Source organism: Microcoleus sp. OTE_8_concoct_300 (assembly GCF_031383065.1).
GTDB lineage: Bacteria > Cyanobacteriota > Cyanobacteriia > Cyanobacteriales > Microcoleaceae > Microcoleus.
The window spans coordinates 1-17952 of record NZ_JANMZH010000586.1 but is presented as its reverse complement, the minus strand read 5'-3'; the positions used below and the strand labels follow the sequence as shown (position 1 = coordinate 17952).

General features: G+C 45.7%; 19 protein-coding genes. 11 read left to right on the top strand and 8 right to left on the bottom strand.

Features of this window, described 5'->3' with window-relative positions:
* Positions 1-428: 428 nt before the first annotated feature.
* Positions 429-695, bottom strand: coding sequence for a hypothetical protein (locus ACUVJL_RS27120; RefSeq protein ID WP_445248679.1), 267 nt, complete (start codon positions 693-695; stop codon positions 429-431).
* Positions 696-1184: 489 nt separating this feature from the next.
* Positions 1185-1781 (bottom strand): leucyl/phenylalanyl-tRNA--protein transferase, encoded by a 597-nt coding sequence (aat, locus tag ACUVJL_RS27115; RefSeq protein ID WP_445248678.1) that lies wholly within the window; start codon positions 1779-1781, stop codon positions 1185-1187.
* 46 nt (positions 1782-1827) lie between these two features.
* On the opposite strand from aat, the gene ACUVJL_RS27110 reads away from it, so the two are divergent.
* A complete protein-coding gene (locus ACUVJL_RS27110; protein WP_190740107.1) occupies positions 1828-2157 on the top strand; it encodes a hypothetical protein in 330 nt (109 codons plus the stop codon).
* A gap of 177 nt (positions 2158-2334) precedes the next feature.
* Here ACUVJL_RS27110 and rpsN read toward each other — a convergent pair whose 3' ends face one another.
* The 3 genes from rpsN to rseP all read right to left on the bottom strand — a co-directional run bounded on the left by rpsN (position 2335) and on the right by rseP (position 5035).
* A complete protein-coding gene (gene rpsN, locus ACUVJL_RS27105) occupies positions 2335-2637 on the bottom strand; it encodes a 30S ribosomal protein S14 (RefSeq protein WP_242721574.1) in 303 nt (100 codons plus the stop codon).
* Positions 2638-2908: 271 nt separating this feature from the next.
* Positions 2909-3553 carry an endonuclease III gene (nth, locus tag ACUVJL_RS27100; protein ID WP_445248677.1) on the bottom strand — a complete coding sequence of 215 codons (645 nt, stop codon included), beginning with the start codon at positions 3551-3553 and terminating at the stop codon, positions 2909-2911.
* 387 nt (positions 3554-3940) lie between these two features.
* Entirely contained in the window at positions 3941-5035 is a 1095-nt protein-coding gene (gene rseP / locus ACUVJL_RS27095; RefSeq protein ID WP_445248676.1) for an RIP metalloprotease RseP, read from the bottom strand.
* A 24-nt stretch (positions 5036-5059) separates the two neighbouring features.
* Here rseP and ACUVJL_RS27090 point away from each other — a divergent pair, with 24 nt between their 5' ends.
* The 7 genes from ACUVJL_RS27090 to ACUVJL_RS27060 all read left to right on the top strand — a co-directional run bounded on the left by ACUVJL_RS27090 (position 5060) and on the right by ACUVJL_RS27060 (position 12543).
* On the top strand, positions 5060-5266 hold the full coding sequence (locus tag ACUVJL_RS27090) for a hypothetical protein (protein ID WP_445248675.1): 207 nt from the start codon (positions 5060-5062) through the stop codon (positions 5264-5266).
* On the top strand, positions 5263-5940 hold the full coding sequence (locus ACUVJL_RS27085; RefSeq protein WP_445248674.1) for an ATP-dependent Zn protease: 678 nt from the start codon (positions 5263-5265) through the stop codon (positions 5938-5940). Before ACUVJL_RS27090 ends, ACUVJL_RS27085 begins: the two co-directional genes overlap by 4 nt.
* A gap of 119 nt (positions 5941-6059) precedes the next feature.
* Entirely contained in the window at positions 6060-6611 is a 552-nt protein-coding gene (locus tag ACUVJL_RS27080) for a hypothetical protein (protein WP_445248673.1), read from the top strand.
* A 179-nt stretch (positions 6612-6790) separates the two neighbouring features.
* On the top strand, positions 6791-7348 hold the full coding sequence (locus ACUVJL_RS27075) for a Uma2 family endonuclease (RefSeq protein ID WP_445248672.1): 558 nt from the start codon (positions 6791-6793) through the stop codon (positions 7346-7348).
* 217 nt (positions 7349-7565) lie between these two features.
* Positions 7566-8993: an MFS transporter gene (locus ACUVJL_RS27070; RefSeq protein ID WP_445248671.1), complete on the top strand. Its 1428-nt coding sequence runs from the start codon at positions 7566-7568 to the stop codon at positions 8991-8993.
* Positions 8994-9711: 718 nt separating this feature from the next.
* The gene (locus tag ACUVJL_RS27065; protein WP_445248670.1) at positions 9712-9858 is read left to right on the top strand and encodes a hypothetical protein; all 147 of its coding nucleotides are present in this window, start codon (positions 9712-9714) and stop codon (positions 9856-9858) included.
* Between the two features lie 327 nt (positions 9859-10185).
* Positions 10186-12543, top strand: a complete 2358-nt coding sequence (locus tag ACUVJL_RS27060) for a GumC family protein (RefSeq protein WP_445248669.1) — start codon at positions 10186-10188, stop codon at positions 12541-12543.
* 204 nt (positions 12544-12747) lie between these two features.
* Here ACUVJL_RS27060 and ACUVJL_RS27055 read toward each other — a convergent pair whose 3' ends face one another.
* Positions 12748-15207 (bottom strand): CBS domain-containing protein, encoded by a 2460-nt coding sequence (locus ACUVJL_RS27055; RefSeq protein ID WP_445248668.1) that lies wholly within the window; start codon positions 15205-15207, stop codon positions 12748-12750.
* 269 nt (positions 15208-15476) lie between these two features.
* Between ACUVJL_RS27055 and ACUVJL_RS27050 the strand changes: the two genes are divergently transcribed.
* Entirely contained in the window at positions 15477-16151 is a 675-nt protein-coding gene (locus ACUVJL_RS27050) for a HEAT repeat domain-containing protein (protein WP_445248667.1), read from the top strand.
* Positions 16152-16243: 92 nt separating this feature from the next.
* Here ACUVJL_RS27050 and ACUVJL_RS27045 read toward each other — a convergent pair whose 3' ends face one another.
* Positions 16244-16657 carry a PIN domain-containing protein gene (locus ACUVJL_RS27045; RefSeq protein ID WP_445248666.1) on the bottom strand — a complete coding sequence of 138 codons (414 nt, stop codon included), beginning with the start codon at positions 16655-16657 and terminating at the stop codon, positions 16244-16246.
* On the bottom strand, positions 16657-16884 hold the full coding sequence (locus tag ACUVJL_RS27040) for a hypothetical protein (protein WP_445248665.1): 228 nt from the start codon (positions 16882-16884) through the stop codon (positions 16657-16659). Before ACUVJL_RS27040 ends, ACUVJL_RS27045 begins: the two co-directional genes overlap by 1 nt.
* A 132-nt stretch (positions 16885-17016) precedes the next feature.
* Between ACUVJL_RS27040 and ACUVJL_RS27035 the strand changes: the two genes are divergently transcribed.
* Positions 17017-17616: a hypothetical protein gene (locus ACUVJL_RS27035; protein WP_445248664.1), complete on the top strand. Its 600-nt coding sequence runs from the start codon at positions 17017-17019 to the stop codon at positions 17614-17616.
* A gap of 83 nt (positions 17617-17699) precedes the next feature.
* On the top strand, positions 17700-17952 hold a 253-nt coding region (locus ACUVJL_RS27030), incomplete at its 3' end, for a hypothetical protein (RefSeq protein ID WP_445248663.1).

The window sequence follows — 17952 nt, the reverse complement described above, 5'->3', positions numbered from 1 at the left end:
AACGTAGTCGTCTAAAGCTGCTTTAGCCAAGTCTTGCAAAATAGGGCCGACCAATAACCAACCCAAACCCAAACCCGCGCTGACTGGATCTACCATTGCTTTTTGCTCGATTTGTATGCTTTAATTGGAAATATTATAGCGAAGCTAAAAAGTTTAGGTACGGGTAAGGACGCGAGACGATCGCCCATAAATATCAATAAATATCAACTTATACCAATTTTTTATGAGGCCCCGTAGAATCCGATCCCCCCTAGCCCCCCTTAATAAGGGGGGGACAAGATTCCGATCAAAGTCCCCCTTCTTAAGGGGGATTTAGGGGGATCGAGATATGTGCAACTTCACATTAAATTGGTATTAATGCACTTGGACGCACTCCGGCAGCGATTTAAACCCCTGCCGGAGAGTGAAAAAGCGCATTATTATGCAGCTTACCTTCCCGGCGGCTTACTGTCAGTCGATCGCACTTTCCGGCGAATCAGCACACTCATCACCTGCTTCGGATTTGCCGCCCGCTGTAGGGGGCTCCAATCGCCGACTTTAGCAAATCCCAGCCGGTACAAAGTAAGAATCGTTTCCCTGACACCCTGGGGCGAACCCACAACCGTTACCAGCAGCACATCCTGTTCCGATACTGCTGCGGGCTCGGAATTTGGGCGAGCAAATTCGTTTTCGTCGGGGACGAATTCCTGTGACATATTATGTTCTCCTGACTTTGGGTTTTCCTAGAAAACCCAAAAATCCAGCCGCCCCGCATTTCAACACACAGCAGGGCGGCCACAGAGAATGTTAAGATACTCTGTTAGCCTCCAGACTGCTTGTTCCAGTTTGGCGGTTATGCTGTCCATTGCTGTTGGCGCAGCTTTGGGCAGTGCAACTAGATTTTTGGGCGACGCGGGCTGCCTCCTGTACAAGCAAAGCAACCTTACACTTAAAAGCGTAGCCGCAAATGGGGGCCAACGTCAATCGATTTTAGATTTTAGATTTTGGATTTTAGATTGGAGATTGGAGATTGGAGATTTTTGATTTTTGATTTTACCAAACTCCAGCGTGGCAGAGCCGATCGGCTCTGCCTCCGTCTTGTTGAGAGTGTTTTGATGCGGAATTGGATAATTATCAGATTAGAATCAATTTCAGAAGTGCGATCGCCCCCGCTATCATCTGCAGTTTCCCCCTCCAGAACATATTTAAAATAGCGAGCAGCGGCGCTTTAAAGCTTCTTGCAAAAGAGTGTTGTACAGTTTTTCCTTAACAGTATAAGCGCCGAATCTTTCCAAGTGGGGATTGTTCATTTGAGCGTCGAAAAGTAGATACGATCGATCGCGCAATCTCTCCACCAACTTCACCATCGCCACCTTAGAACCCTCGGGAATTCGGTAAAACATCGACTCCCCAATAAACGCACCGCCGATCGACAATCCGAGAATACCGCCCGCCAATTCGTCCCCGCACCAAGTCTCGAAACTGTAAGCCCAACCGGCCTCATACAAACCCCAGTAAATCTGTTTGAGCTCCTTAGAAATCCAAGTAGTTTCGCGATCGGCACAACCCTCAACCACCGCCCCAAAATCGCGGTTCACAGCCACCGAAAATCGATTTTGATTAATTTGGCGACGCAGAGATTTCGGATAGGTAAATCTTTCATCCAGAGGAATCAGCGCCCGCTGGCGGCTCGAATACCACCCCAAACTCTCCTCCCCGTCATTTGCCATCAAGAAGTAGCCTTGGGCATATCCTTGTATAATTGTCGGTATATCATATTGCATATATTTATCAGTTCTCATTTGTCAATTGACTTTTCAAAGTCAACATTAGCAATTAGGAATAATCATGTCTGAAACCATCGAACCTATTACCTTACCGCCCGCCAAAAACCCTGAGCAAGAAGGTCAATGGCTCCAACAAACGCTGCTGGCATGGCTAGACTCCGAGTTTATCCCAGAAGCAGCCAACCAGCAAATAGCTAAAAGGGCTGCCCAAATCTATGTCCGCCAGCGTATGGAAGGCGAAAATGACGTGGGCAGCCTCGTAATTGCGATCGTCACCGAAATGCAGGCCTATGATTTTTCTAAAAGCTTCTACGGCGAATTTGCGATCGCCAACGCCGTCAGCGACTTGTTACTCGAAAGTCTCGGCATTGATAAATGCTGCGGCCAGTGAAGCAAGAAGGAGGAAAATTTAACTCATAAGTCTGAAACAAAAATCAACCCCAAACATAATCCTGCCGATTAATTGTGAGTTTTTTTCTTCCTTCTTCCTACTTCCTTCTGACTAATGACAACTGTCAACTAACAACTGTCAACTGTCAACTGTCAACTGTCAACTGTCAACTGACTTCTACCAGCTAGACTTCACAACACCGGGCAAAAGACCTTCGTGAGCCATTTCTCGCATCACGTTGCGAGACAGTCCGAAGTCACGATAGTAACCTCTGGGGCGTCCAGTTGCCCAGCAGCGGTTCCGCAAGCGAGTCCGCGAACTGCTGCGAGGTAGCTGTTGCAGTTGGCGGTGAATCGCCATTTTGTCCATCTGATTGTTAGCTTGGTCAAACTGGTCTTTCAGGTCTTCCCGCTTGTCGGCGTACTTGTCTACGAGTCTTTGGCGCTTTTTCTCGCGCTCGACCATGCTCTTCTTAGCCATAATCTGTTGATATCCTTAGATTAATCACAATCTACTATTTTACTATATTTTTGTCATTTTGGATAACTTTTATTTGAATTATTTCTTTTGTCAACAAGATTTTTGGCAACAGGCAAGATGCCTGTTCCACAATCACTCAACTTTTTTGTGGTACAGGCATCTTGCCTGTACTTACCAAACACCTAACTATTAGCAAAAGGGTACAAATCTGGAATAACTCAATATTTTTGTGGTACAGGCATCTTGCCTGTACTAAACATTGGTGCAACACCTAACTATTAGCAGAAGGGCACAAATCTGCAAGTTCGCAAATATTGCAAGCCGGATTTCTCGCATTACAAACTGCTCTGCCGTGATAAACCAACCGAATCGACCAATTTTCCCAATCGGGCTGCGGCAACAATACCATCAAATCCCGCTCGATCCTTGTAGGATCGGTATGTTCGGTCAATCCCAACCGCTGACTCAAACGCTTGACGTGAGTATCTACGGTCACGCCCATATTAATACCAAAAGCGTGACCCAGAACGACATTAGCCGTTTTGCGGGCAACTCCGGGCAATTCTAGTAGCAGTTCCATCCGCTGCGGCACTTGATTGTTGAATTTATTGACGATCGCCTGACAAGCACCTTTAATGTTTTTAGACTTATTGCGGTAGAAACCAGTCGATCGCACCAGACTTTCGAGTTCTTCTAAATCAGCATTTCCCAAAGCAACCGCATCGGGAAAACGCTCAAACAAAGCCGGCGTTACCAGATTTACTCGATCGTCCGTACACTGGGCCGAGAGAATCGTCGCCACCAGCAACTGCACCGGAGTTTCGTAGTTGAGAGTGCAAGGAGCTTCTGGATAGAGGCGTTTGAGGCGAATCAGAATTTCGAGCGATCGTTGTTTCAAACTTAACTTTTTAGTCATTAGTCAGTAGTCAGTAGTAATTAGTCATTAGTCAGTAATCATTAGTCACTTGTTATTTGTTTGTAACTTCCAGGCACGACCTGGGAACCCATAACCAGAGGCTCTGCCTCACTTATATCAAATCCGCCCTTCCGAGTCCTGTATTCATCTCTCTGTTCTCGAACTCTGCGTTAAGAGCGTACTCTGCGGTTTAATCATTCCAATGCAACCGGAATTGATATTACGGAGGAAAAAAAGGAGAGGGAAAAACAGGAAAATAGGAAAACGGAAAAGTAGACATAACTCTTCCTTCTTCCTTCTTCCTGAAATCCGTTACATCCGTTACATCCGTTACATCCGTCGAGCGAATCCGTTGCCGAACTTCCTTCTTCCCTCTGCCTTCATTTACTATTGCATGAAATTTCGCAAATCAAAGCCAGCCAAATTAGCAGTATCACGAATAATCAAGAAAACTCCCAAACCCAGCAACAACACCAAACCAGTCTGCATGACATTTTCCTGAATGCGGTTCGGCAGAGGCTTGCCCCGCAGTCCTTCTATCAATAGAAAAGCTAGCTGACCGCCGTCCAAAGCAGGTAAAGGCAAGATATTAATCACAGCCAAATTGACGCTAATTAACACCGCATACTGAAACAAACTCGCAGCATCCGATTTGGCAATCCCTGCACCAATCGCCACAATCGCCACAGGCCCGGACAACTTGTCGGCAGTCTGGCTGAAATTGCTAAGTAACTGCCCGAAACCTTGAACCGTCAGCACCACAATCCGCTCAAATTCTTTGGCGGCTTTGCTAAAGGCATCTACAATTCCGGCCCGCTGCCGCACGACAGTGCCGTTAGAAGTTAGCTGCACGCCAATGCGACCTTTGCCGTCGGGCGACTGTTCAGGAGTTACTGTCACCACAAATTTTTGTTCTTGGCGCTGAATTTCCAACGCTAGGGGTTGGTTGGGATGATCTTGGATTGCTGTGACCAATAATTTGATTGCTTTGGCGTCCGCGCCCAATTCGAGGCCGTCAACAGACAGAACAACGTCGCCCGATCGAATTCCCGCTTGTTTCGCGGCCGAACTGACTTCCGCGGCGACTTCCGGGACTTTAACTCCCGGTAGGTAGTTCATGGATGCAGCGCCGACAGTGCCCAATTGCACCACCAACAGGAAGTAAGCAAAAATCAAGTTGGCAATTACCCCTGCACTAATGACGATCGCCCGATCGAGCACGGGGCGATTTTTGAGCAAATTCGGGTCATTTGGGGGAATTGTACTGTCTGGATCGTCGTCCGGGAAACCCACGAAACCTCCCAGAGGAAAGGCGCGGAGGGCGTATTCAGTTTCCGGGCCTTGGTACTTCCAGAGGATGGGCCCGAAACCGATAGAGAAGCGGTTGACGTGGATGTGTTGAAGTCTCGCCGCCAGGAAGTGGCCGAGTTCGTGAACGACAATCAAGATACCTAAAACTGCGATCGCTGCCAAAACTGACATGAAGGATTCCACTAACACTTTTATTTGACTTTGACTTATTTTAATATCTTTTTAATATCGGTGGCTTCGGAGCGGCAATTTTCAGTCAAACTGGAAGATGGAGTTTCTGTCGGAAGCCCCGGGCGCTCCGATCGACCCGACGCTGCCAAACCGATCGCGCGATCGTACCTGAGTTTACCTCTAAAACCAATTCCCCTTTACCAATTCCCCTTTACCAATTCCCAGTTATGAAAGACACTTCTTTGAATATTATCGCTATTTCTATCTTTGCCATCACCGTTTCAATATTGTTGGGTCCCCTATTCAACTTGCCAGAAGCCGTACCTGCGATCGCCACTTTTTGCCTGTTGGGGCTAGCCACCCTCGACAGTTTCCAGTGGCAAGGTCAAGGCGGTACAATTTTATTAGATTGGCTGGGGGGAACTTCCAAACAAAAGCGCGATCGTATCCTTCACCACGAAGCCGGACACTTCCTAGTTGCCCACCTATTGGGAATTCCCGTAACCAGCTACGCCCTCAACGCTCTTGAAGCATTTAAACAAGGCCAAACAGCCCAAGGCGGCGTCCGATTTGAAGACGAACAATTAGCATCTCAACTCCAAAGCGGCACTCTTTCCGCCCAACTTTTAGACCAATACTGCACCGTGTGGATGGCCGGAATAGTGGCCGAAAAATTTGTTTACGGCAGCGCACAAGGAGGAGCCGAAGACCGTACAAAAATTAGTGCAATTCTAACACAACTGCGCCGTCCCAGTTCCGAAATTCAACTCAAACAAAACTGGGGTTCGCTGCGAGCCAAAAACCTGATCGAAAGCCACAAATCCGCTTACGAAGCCCTAGTGGCAGCAATGGAAAAAAGAGCAACCGTCGCTGAGTGCTGCGACATAATCCAGCAAAATTTATAAACAAAAATTACGCATTCTTGCCTTGATTAACCCGGTTTATTTATAGATTTCTCACTAAAACCCAGATTTTGCGTAGAAACCGGATTTAAGAGAGTAAATTTTATAAGGATTAAAAATTCATGTCACAACCCAAAAATTTCCCAACAACACTGCAAACAGCAAACCTAAATACAGAAAAATTGCTGTGGCTGTTCGGTTTCCGCATCGACCCCGATACCGAAATACCAAATCTCTATACTCTAATTGTCTATGGAGAACAAGAGCCGCCTTTAGTAGCCGGCGGTCAACTTGTATTTTTTACCCGTCCAGAACTAGCGATTAACGCTCTCCAATTGTGCAATATCGATGTCAGAAAACAGGGAAAGCCACCCACACAAATAGACGCTATTTGTGACATTGCAGAAACGCTGTACTTGCTGGATGCAGAAGATATTGACGAATCAGGGACTATGCTTAACTGTTTGAACGCGCTGTTAAATTTAGTTACAGCCACATTAACACCCATGCCCACAGAGTACAAGCAAGTGCTTTATGCTTTGGCAGACAACCTGAATATTGATCAAGAGTTTGCGAGTTTTTTAGCTGAAGAGGACATCCAGCGCTCGGAGATTGTCAATGCTATTTTGTGGTGTGTGGGAGCAATTACAGCAAAATCTAGATTGCTGACATAGCAATTTGAGATTTGAGATTTGAGATTTGAGATTTGCCATTTTGGATTTAAAGTAGTCCGGGACTATACCAAAGAAACCGGGTTTTTTACCAGTGTTAAAGTCTCTAATCTAGTATTTTGATAAAAAACCCGGTTTCTGCCTTTAGGATAATAGATAATATCGCAAAAGGAAATTGTGCCATGACTGTAACAGATGTACGCTTGTGGACTGTAGACGAATACCACCGCATGACAGAAACTGGTATTCTCAATTCCGATGAACGAGTAGAATTAATTGACGGGCAAATTATTTCAATGAGTGCAAAAAATCCTCCCCACGCAGCAACTAATCTTTGTGCAGCCGACTATCTAAGAAGTCTGCTGGCAGGACTTGCTTTAATTCGCATTCAAGACCCGATCGCTCTAAGTTATAATTCAGAACCAGAACCGGATATTGCTGTAGTGCAAATCGATCCCCGGCTGTACCAAGATTTTCATCCCGCGCCAGACAATATTTTGTTATTAGTAGAAATAGCTGACACGACTTTAGAAACAGACCGCAATCGGAAAGCACCGGCTTATGCTAAGGCGGGAATTACTGATTATTGGATACTGGATGTTAACACGCGGCAAGTTTATGTTTTTCGCGAACCGGGCGAGGCAAACTACCGACAAGAAACAGTATTTAATGAAGATGATGTTTTGTCAATGCTAGCATTTCCCGAAATAGAAGTTCAGATTTCGCAACTGTTTCCTTAAGTCTGTAGAGGCGGGTTTTACCAAAAATAATTGCCTCAGACCAATAATCTTGTAAACCCGCCCCCACCAACCTATCAATTACCAATTACCCAATTATCAATTACCGAATCTTCAGGCTAGTCCCGAACCCCACAAAAAACTTAGTATTAGAGCGTAGTGCGAGTTATACTCCTACTGGAAAGACTGTGACTGCCAAAAAATCCCGAAATTAAAGTTTATGAGCAACACTTCCGGGCCTCAACCAGCCGCCGACAACCCCGAAACAAAAAAACTCAGTTTTTCAACAAAATTAGCTTACGGTGCCGGCGACCTCGGCCCGGCAATTACTGCGAATGTTTTGGTATTTTTCCTGCTGTATTTCTTTACCAACGTCGCCGGTTTGGCTGCGGGTACTGCTAGCAACATTTTGCTGATCGGCAAGGTTTGGGACGCGATAAATGACCCGATTGTGGGGGTTTTGAGCGATCGCACATCTCACCGCTGGGGGCGCCGATATCCTTGGATCGTTTACGGGGCAATTCCTTTCGGCATCTTCTTCTTTTTGCAGTGGATTGTTCCCAGCAAAGATCCAACGATACTATTTTGGTACTATGTGGCGATCGCCATTTTGTTTAACACGGCTTACACCGCCGTCAACCTGCCTTACACCGCCCTCACCCCAGAAATAACCCAAGACTACAACGAACGCACTAGCCTTAACAGTTTCCGGTTTTCTTTCTCGATCGGCGGCAGCATTTTGTCACTAATTATAGCGCAAATTATCTTTGCAATAGTTAAAGATGACACCCAAAAATACTTAATCTTAGGCGCACTATGTGCAGTAATCTCAGTATTGCCTTTGTACTGGTGCTTTTTGGGAACCCGCAAACACGTACTCTCTCAATTGCAAGAAAATCCAGTAGCCGACAATTCAACATCCTTGCCGGTGGGAGAACAGGTGCGAATTGCATTTAACAATCGCCCTTTTTTGTACGTAATTGGAATTTATCTCTGTTCTTGGCTGGGAGTGCAATTAACTGCTTCTATTTTGCCCTACTTTGTAATCGACTGGATGAAACTGCCGTCAGCAACTTTTACCCAAACTGCGATCGCAGTTCAAGGCACTGCACTCGCCATGTTATCTGTTTGGAGTAAAGTCAGCGAGCGATATGGCAAAAAAGCCGTTTATTTTATGGGCATGAGTTTGTGGATAATCGCACAAGCCGGACTATTTTTTCTGCAACCAGGACAAGTAGTCCAGATGTACCTGCTAGCAGTCATGGCAGGTGTCGGAGTTTCCACTGCTTATCTAATACCTTGGTCGATGATACCGGATGTCATTGAACTCGACGAGCTTCAAACAGGAGAAAGACGCGAAGGCGTGTTTTATTCGTTTATGGTGTTGTTGCAAAAAATCGGTTTGGCGCTCGGCTTGTGGTTAGTAGGACAAGCATTAGAAAGAGCTGGATTTCTCGCCACTATTCAGGGACAGGCTGCGCCCGTACAGCCGGATTCTGCACTGTTTGCGATTCGAGTTGCGATCGGGCCGCTGCCGACAATTGCTTTAATTGCTGGCATGATTCTGACATATTTTTATCCGATTAGTCGCGAAGTTCATGCAGAAATTTTGTTGAAACTTCGAGAAAAAAAAGCAGAAAATCAGTAAGGTTTAATCAGTAATGGGTAATTAGTAAAATCCAAAAGTAACAACTACAAACAGCTAATCCCGGCATCTATAGCAATCCTCCCATTACTGGCGAATTCTTTCTATCCTCCTCTTTTACGGATTTGTCATCTGCCTCTTTCATCAGTTCCTTCAAACAAAAAAAAACGTGGCGCGTTTCCCGAAGGGATTGCTATAGCTTGCTCCGATGGCGAATCGAGGAACCGCGCCCGACGGTGAGGAGGTTTTTAATTGCTGAAATCCTTGCTTTTATTCCTTCTCGCTTCTTTCTTCAACATCCACCCGTTACATCTGTTCAATCCTCAAAAAGCGAATCCGTTGCGGAACTTCCTTCTTGCTTCTGCTATAAAAGCGATAGTTTTAGTAATAGCCCAGGAACCCAGAAACCTAGTTTTTCTACGAAAAAACCTAACATTGCTCCGCACCATCCCGAACGGTAGAAAGAGCCAGAAGGCTTGATTTTTTCGAGATGTCGATCGAGTTTGAGAACACAAATTATTAAATTTTATGTCTGTAGCTCACTCTTGAGAGAAGTTTGTGATAAAATGGGAGTGATAAATAATTATATAGACTTAAGCAGTCATCCAGCTCCTCAAAAAGTTTATAATTAAAAGAAGAGACTGATTTTAATCGGAAATTGATTCGATTAGTTGCCGTTCCAAAAATCGGCTGAATGCTGCTAATTATATCTACATGAAAAATGGAAAACTTTTTAGCCTGTCAGTTAGCGGGTAAGTTAACAGGTGCTGCTGCCGCCGCAGGCGAACAGAAAAATGGCAGAGATGACAAGGCAATACCCGCGCAACCGGTGGCTGAGGTGTTACGATCCATTGTAAAATTTTGGTAAAGTTATTGCGCCCCCGGCAGCGAAGCTGAGCGAGACCCGAAAAAGTTTGCTTCGCCACCCGAAACCCCTAAATACAAGCACAACGCAGCAGACCAAATGCAGTCGGATACAACTCTCAACCAGTTGCAAAAAAACTTTTGCAGCCGGCACAGCATAGGGATTTAGTTATTTTTGTATACTATGTGAAAGTAGTGAGAACTATTAGAAGGAAGTCGGCTCGACTAACCAAGAATCTCCTGTGATATCCTTAAGCCAATGCTCAAAGTATCAAGCAGAAGGCTCGCAGAACAAAGCTGATTTTACCAAAAAAATCTCAAAGAGGTCAACATGGAAAGAGAACAGGATGCTCATATCGTACCCATTAGCAACCAGAGCCGACAGGTGCAGCAATTTTCCGTTGACGAGGGAGAAGAGTTAAGCGCGCAGCCTCAGAAAACATTGAATCTAAAGCCCTTGTTCAGGACTTTTCAGCGAAAAGCCCTAATCATTATTGGGATTATAGGTCTAATAGCCGCTGCAACTCATTATCAGATCAAGGGAGGTAAGAAAACATATCAAGCCGATTTTCGGATGCTAGTGGAACCCGTGACAACGGAGGCAAGAATTGCTGACCCCTCTGCCCTCGCCAATCGCGGCGACGGGGGGGGAGTGCCTAGTCGAGATTTTTTTAGTTTGGACTACCCAACTCAACTTGAAATTCTCCAGAGTCCTCAGATGCTGTCGGCTATTGCTAAACAAGTCCAAAAACGATATCCAGAAGTTACCCAGGACTTTATTAAAAACGGATTAGTCGTTTTGCGCATCGGAGTAGATGATTTGACGCTAACTAAAATTTTGGAAGTTCGCTTCATCGGGCAGAAGCCTGAATTAGTTGAGTTTATTTTACAAGAAACTAAAAAGAAATATTTAAAGTACAGTCTTGACGAACGCAAGACTCGCATTGGTGAAGGTGTTAAATTTATTGAAGACCAGCTTCCGGGACTCAATAAGCGCGTAAATGACCTGAAGTCGCAGTTACAGATGATACAGCAGCAGCAAAAGATTACCGATCCTAAAGAACAAGGCGCGCAATTGCTCCAGCAAATTCGCACCATAGAAGCTTTAGAGTTAGAAACTCAAAGGGTGCAGCAAGAACAGAAAACGCTGTACGCTAACTTGCAAAAACAATTAGATTTTACACCAGATGAAGCTATTGCCGCTTCCGCTTTAAGTGAAGAACCTCAATATAAAGACTTGCTGGCTAAGGTTAAGGAAGTAGAAGGTCAGATTGCTGTAGAAACAGCTCGTTTTAAATCTGCTAACCCTATAGTGGAAGCTTTAGAGCGCAAGCGGGCAAATTTAGTAGCTTTGCTCAACCAGCAAACGCAGCGAATTTTGGGGCAAAATTTAGTAGGCACGGCAGCCAATTCTAAAGTTCAGAATTTTCAAAATTCGATTCGCATAGGCTTGATTAAACAATTGGTTGATACTGCCAACCAACTTCAAGTCTTAGAAGCTCGCAATCAGGCGCTAGCCCAAACTAAAAACGATTTGAGCCTACAAGCCAGAGAATTTCCCAGTATAGCCCGCCGCTACAACGAACTGCAACAGCAATTAGACATCGCCGCCCGCACTCGCGATCAACTTTTAAGTCAGCGGGAAACTCTGCGCGTCCAAGCAGCTCAAAGCCAAGTACCTTGGGAAATCGTTTCTGAACCACAGATACCGCGAGATCCTAAGGGCAACCTGATTCCACTTGCATCGAACAATAAAAACAAATACGCGATCGCAATTTTGGCGGCGCTAGTTTTGGGTCTGGGATCGGCTATCCTCATTGAAAAGTTGCACAATATTTTCTACTGTGCGGATGACGTTAAAGATGCGCTTGAAGCGCCTTTATTGGGAGAAATTCCTCGATACAAAAATGCTAAAAATTTCCCGCCTTCTATTGCTAATGCCTATGCTTATCTTGAAGGAAAAGAGCGTAATAAGAAAAATGCTTCGGAATTTATAGAAGCTTTTGACTCTCTTTATACTAATATCCGATTTCTTTCTTCAAATCGAACGATTAGCTCTTTGGCAGTTGGTTCGGCTACAGCTGGCGAAGGCAAATCTACCGTTGCTTTAAACTTAGCTCACGTGGCAGCGCTGGCGGGTCAGCGAGTGCTGTTAGTAGACGCGAATTTGCATTCGCCCAGCCTGCACTTGCTGTTGGAACTGCCTAATGTCAAGGGATTGAGCAACTTGCTAGACAATCAAAACCAACCCAATGAAATTATCCAGCGATCGCCTCTAGCAGATAATCTTTTTGTATTAACTGCCGGTCTCCCTATTCCCGGTACTGCCAGACGGCTAGCCTCATCTCAGATGCAGTATTTAATGGAAGAACTTCAGGCAACATTTGACTTAGTTATCTACGATACGCCGCCGCTCGTTGACAGTAAAGATGCTAATTTTTTAGCGGCGCGCACAGATGGAATACTGCTGGTTGTCGCAATTCGCCAGGTCAGCTTTTCTGTAGTCAAAAAAGTTTTCAGTCAATTAGAAAATTTTGGCATACCCTGCTTGGGCACAGTTGCGAATCATGCGACCAAAGGCAAGAGGTATCAACCATCTAAATCATCAGTTGTTGAAGATAAAAATGAATATTTGAATTTTTCACCAGCACCCTCTGGCATCCCCAAACTAGCTCCCGAAAAAGAGTGAGAGCCAAAAAAGATGACCCCACCCCAAAAGGGATACAAGCCCCCGACAGGAGTCGTGGAGATCCCAAAATTTTAGACTCTTGTTCAAGGTCCCAGATTCATCTGTGGAGTAAATCTAAAATCTCAAATCCTTCGACGGAGAGCCCTCGCCGAACGTTTTACGCCCCCGTCTAAAATCTCAAATCTAAAATCGACTGATGGCGGACTAATTTCCATCCGGCTTGGTAGGAAATGTGACGGTAAAATTAGTCCAGCCATTGCTGCTTTCAACCTCAATTTTTCCCTGCAACTGTTCGACAAGTTTTTGAACCAAAGCTAAACCCAAACCTGTACCTCCTTGTTTCCAAGGATCGGCGTTGGGAACTCGATAAAATTTCTCAAAAATTCGAGGCAATTCCTCTATGGAAATGGACGATTGATTGCTGAGTGTAAATTGGATTTCTGAAGCCTGAGCACTTGCTTGTCGCGAATTTTTCCTTTGTCCTCCTTGTTCCCAGTCTCCGTTTTTGCACTCAACTTTCAGATAAATTTGGCCGTCATTGGCAGTATATTTGCAGGCATTGTTGAGGAGTTCTGCTAAAATTCGTCCTAAACTAGCGCGGTTGGAACTAATCGTGGGGAGGTGGCGATCGCACTCTACTCGCAAATGCTGGTGGCGGTCGTGGGCTCGGGTGTAAAACGGGTCGATAATAGTAGGCAGCCAGACTTCTAAGTTTACTGGTTCGAGGTCGATCGGGCAAGTTGCGGCTTCGAGCCGCTGCAAATCTAGCAAAGCATTAATCAAATCTGTTTCTCTAGTACATTCTGTTTCTAAAATTTCTAGATAAATCTGGCGCCGGTCTGGCGTGGGAGAAATTCTCAGCATATGAATAGCCATTTTTATATTAGCTAAAGGCGTCCGCAATTCGTGAGAAACTGTGCTGAGAAATTCATCCTTGAGGACGTTTAAATGCTGGAGTTCGTGAACTTTTTGCTGCAATTCGGCGGTGCGTTCTTGGACTTGGCGTTCGAGATCGGTGTTGAGATTTTGCACTTGCTGATAGAGTTGGGCTTGCTGAATGGCGATCGCGATTTGAGTTGCCAGTTGCAGCAGCAAATCCACTTCCGAAGGCTGCCACTGCCGAGATAGGGAACACTGATGGACGCACATCATCCCCCACAAATTGCCGTCTTGCAAAATAGGTACAATCAAATAAGCTTTGATTTGCGCTTGCTGGAACCGCGCATATTTTTCGGCGCTCAAACCGGCTTGGTCGATGTCGGGGACGGCATAAATTTCCTGTTCGATCACCGAAGCAGATTCTTGCCAAATATTATCGGGCATGATTTCTCCCAAGATTGAAGGCCAATTTTCGGCAACGGATTCTGCTACTACAATGCCGGAATTGCTCGACTCTAAATGCAGGATTGCTACTCGGTCAGCTTGCAAAACTTGGCGGACTTCATCGACGCTGGCGTGGAGAATTTCTTCGAGGTTTAAGGATTGGTGAATCCGCAAGGAAATGTGAGTTAACAGCCGATCGCGCTGCAATTGTTCGTGGAGTTTTGCAGTCCGTTCCCGCACCTGCTGTTCCAGTTTGGCGTTGCGGTTTTGCAGCAGTTCCACTTTTTCGGCTTGCAGTTGATAAACCGACTGCTGCAACTGTTTGACAACTCGGTACATTTCGGTAGGATCGAGGACTCTGAGCAAGCTGGTCTGAGTAATAATTCCCAACATTTCTCCGCGCCCCCCGCACACGACCAACCGCTGCACTTGTTGCTGCTGCATTTCTTTGTGCGCCGTCCACAGGGAATCGGAAGGTTGGAGAAATTGCAGGGGAGTTCTCATGACTTTTTGAGCTGGGGTTTGGTCGAATTTTAGCTCGAGAAATTGTGCCTGCACGATGTCGTATTCGGTAAGAATTCCCAGGGGTTGGTGAAAGGAATAGTGAAAAATGGAGGTATAGTCATCTTTGGGCTTCTCCATTGTTAATTCTTTGTTTTTTGTAATGACTACGCAACTGACTTGATGCTCTGACATCAGTTCGGTTATGCTCTGGAGCGAGGCGGTGTGGGGCGCTGTAATTGGCGTAGTCATCAATTCTGCTACCCGCCGCAATTTGAGAATGTTTGAAGGCTGCAATACTTGGCGAATTCTTTCCCGCGTCAAGACTCCTACCAAGTGGCCCAATTGATTAACGATCGGCAAATACCGAATGCGGTGCTGGCGAAATAAGGATAAAGCGGTAAACACGTCTTGGTCATCGGATTCTGTCAGGGAGACCGGCACCGGGGACATCACTTCGGAAATTGGTATTTTGTGCAGGGCTACTTTTTGCTGAGTGTCTATTTTGCCTGAAGCTATCAGCCTCACAACGTCGGCGGGAGTTAATATGCCGATTAACAGCCCTTCTCTGGGGTGGGTGGAGAAGTTGCCTGTGGTAATAGTTTGCTGGTTCTTCACGACGAGCACGCAGTGGGCCCGCACCTTTTCCGGCGCGGACCCTTCGTTCATCACTCCCCGGTCTGAGGGTAAAGGTATTTTGACTAGGGGACAACTGTTTTGCAACTGACTCATCAGGGCGATCGCCACTGCTAAGGAAGTTTGTGGCCCGGCAGTGAGGGGGTAGCGATCGATCGCTTGTTCTAAGGCTGAGGAGTAAAAGGGCGGGTGGTAAAAGGGCATAGTTGATTGCAAGTTGTCAGAGGGCGGCTAACTATCGGGCAAAGCCTTGGGGAACGGCACAAACACCTCGCCTGTGCTTGGGATTTAAATAAGAGACTTCTAATTGATTTTTTCTACGCAATCTCAGCTTTAGATTAATGGTGTCACTCATTCGCAATCTCACGCTTGCTCAAATACGCAGGGCGGTTTTTACTGCCTGCTTTTCTCCTGAGACTCCCTTATAATCAAAATAACCCGAATGTAAAGTTTTACTACAAGATTTATCCATAATGACAACTTTAAGCTTAGAGCAAATTGCCGCCAAGTTAGAAAGCGAAAATTCAGCCGATCGAATGGTGGCTTTGGCAAACTTGCGGAACGTGCCGGCAGCTATTGCGGTGCCTTTGATTAAAAAGGTGTTGAACGACGAAAGTTTGCAGGTGCGCTCGATGGCTGTGTTTGCTCTTGGGGTCAAACCGACAGCAGAGTGCTATCCCATTCTAGTCAAATTGCTAGAAACAGACCCAGATTACGGCATTCGCGCTGACGCTGCTGGTGCTTTGGGCTATCTGGAAGATATCAGAGCTTTTGATGCTTTGGTGCGGGCTTTTTACGAAGATACTCAATGGCTGGTGCGCTTCAGTGCTGCTGTTTCTCTGGGGAATCTCAAAGATCCCCGGGCTCGCGACGTGCTGCTAAAAGCTCTCGACAGCGAGCAAGTGGTGATCCAGCAGGCGGCAATTTCGGCTTTGGGGGAAATTAAGGAAATTGGGGCGATCGATCGCATCCTCAATTTTGCTCAGTCGGAAGATTGGCTGATCCGCCAGAGGCTGGCTGAAGCTTTGGGCAATTTGCCGAGTGTTAAGAGCGTTTCGGCTTTAAAATACTTAGAAAAAGACAGCAATTCTCAAGTATCTAAGGCGGCAACAATTTCTCTCGATCGTTTGTCAAAAGCAGAAGGATAACAGATATTTTCTACCTTATTTTGTAAGTGTTTCATTTCCGCGCTTTGAAGCCGGGGATGAAACACCGATCGCCTAATTTATTCAGCCCTCTGCTAGAGCAACCGATTTCTCAGTTCTTGAGGTGACAAAACGGGAATCGGCGACCCTGCGAATCCATTCACATCCCGAGTAACGATCGCCTCTAACTCTAACTCGATCGCACACGCTATTTGTACCGCATCTTCAAAATCCGGCAATCCCAGCACGATCGCTTGTTCCAGAATCTCTCTATCCACCGCACAAATTTCCATCAATGCCAAAAGTCGAGTTACGGCGGCAATCGCAGCTTCAGAACTCTTGGTTTGTCGTCCAACCAAATAATGCACATCCGTAACCGTTGTCGCCGACATAAACCCTTCAACTCGCCCAGATTCAACTGCATTCAGTAAAAAAGCAGCATCCGCTACGAAAGGTTCGCGTGCAAGCATTGCATCCAGTAAAATATTGGTATCAAATAAAACTTTCATCACAGATACTTTTGCACTAACCGCTCATCCAACATTGCCTTTACTTCGGCATCTGTAGGTGGTGGCGCGTCCGTTTTCGCAATGCCAATTAAACTCGCGGCTAAACCCTTCGGTTTCACCTTCGATCGGGGTTTCGGTTGGAGCGAGCGCATCAAGGCATCGATCAACTGCCATCGCTCTTCGGCAGACAACCTCAGTGCTAGGTCTTGAAGTTCGCGTAACGTCATAGTAATTGTCTTTGACAGAAAGCATTGGACAAGCAGGCAAGTATATAAATACCCCCGCTTCAAATTTTAGCGCCTCAAGTGATATAATGTTAGCTTCTTAAAAACACTTATTTTTTCGCCAGAGGCAGTGAAATGCCCTACAGCCAATTTAGCATAGAACAAATTAAGGCAACTTTCGGCATCGCCTTGTCGAGCAAGATGGGCTTGTTTGCTGACATTCCCGAAGTAGAACCAAGCAGTTTTTTGCAAGAAACTTTGCAATTCAATCTGCCTTTAGCACTAGAAATTAATTCCGAGAAAGCTCGCTCCGAGCTAATTGTCGCGCCCATATTAGTTGAGATAAAAAAACTGCTGCCGCAACGGATGAGTTTATTTTCCGGTCGAGAATTCAATGTAGACGCTGCTAGGGGTTTGAGCGGTTATTGCGATTTTCTAATTAGCAGATCGCCGGAACAGCTAGTCATTGAATCCCCAGTTATCGCCTTGGTTGAAGCCAAAAATGACAACATCCAATCCGGCTTAGGACAGTGCATGGCAGAAACGATCGCAGCACAAATATTTAACCAGCGTCAAGAAAATGACATTCAGACAATTTATGGAGTTGTCACAACTGGGAGTATTTGGAAATTTTTCAAACTAGAAGGAATTGCGATCGAGATTGACACCAGGGAATATTTTATTAATAATGTTGGTAAAATTCTCGGTATCTTAATAAAATTTATAGAGTCTTGAGTGAAATCAGAATGTATTATTTAAGCTGCGACGGTAAATCGCAAGTTAAAATAGTTGTTGATCTCCTTTAACCAAAGCCAGCCATGAATCAAGCGCCCAATCCTTTTAACTCAAATCCATCCAATCCGCTAGACCCCCTGGAGCAAGAAGTTGACGAGCAAGGTCAAGAATTGCCGAGACAGTACCACCCAGCTACTAAAAAGACTCTGCAAAAGGTCTTTCTCATCCTGGTAGTTGTTGGGGCAATTATTGGGGGAATTCTATCTATAGGGGTGATTTCGCTGATGCAGAAGGCGGGACTGACAGATGTGCCGGCGCGGGTACAAAGTCCGAAGT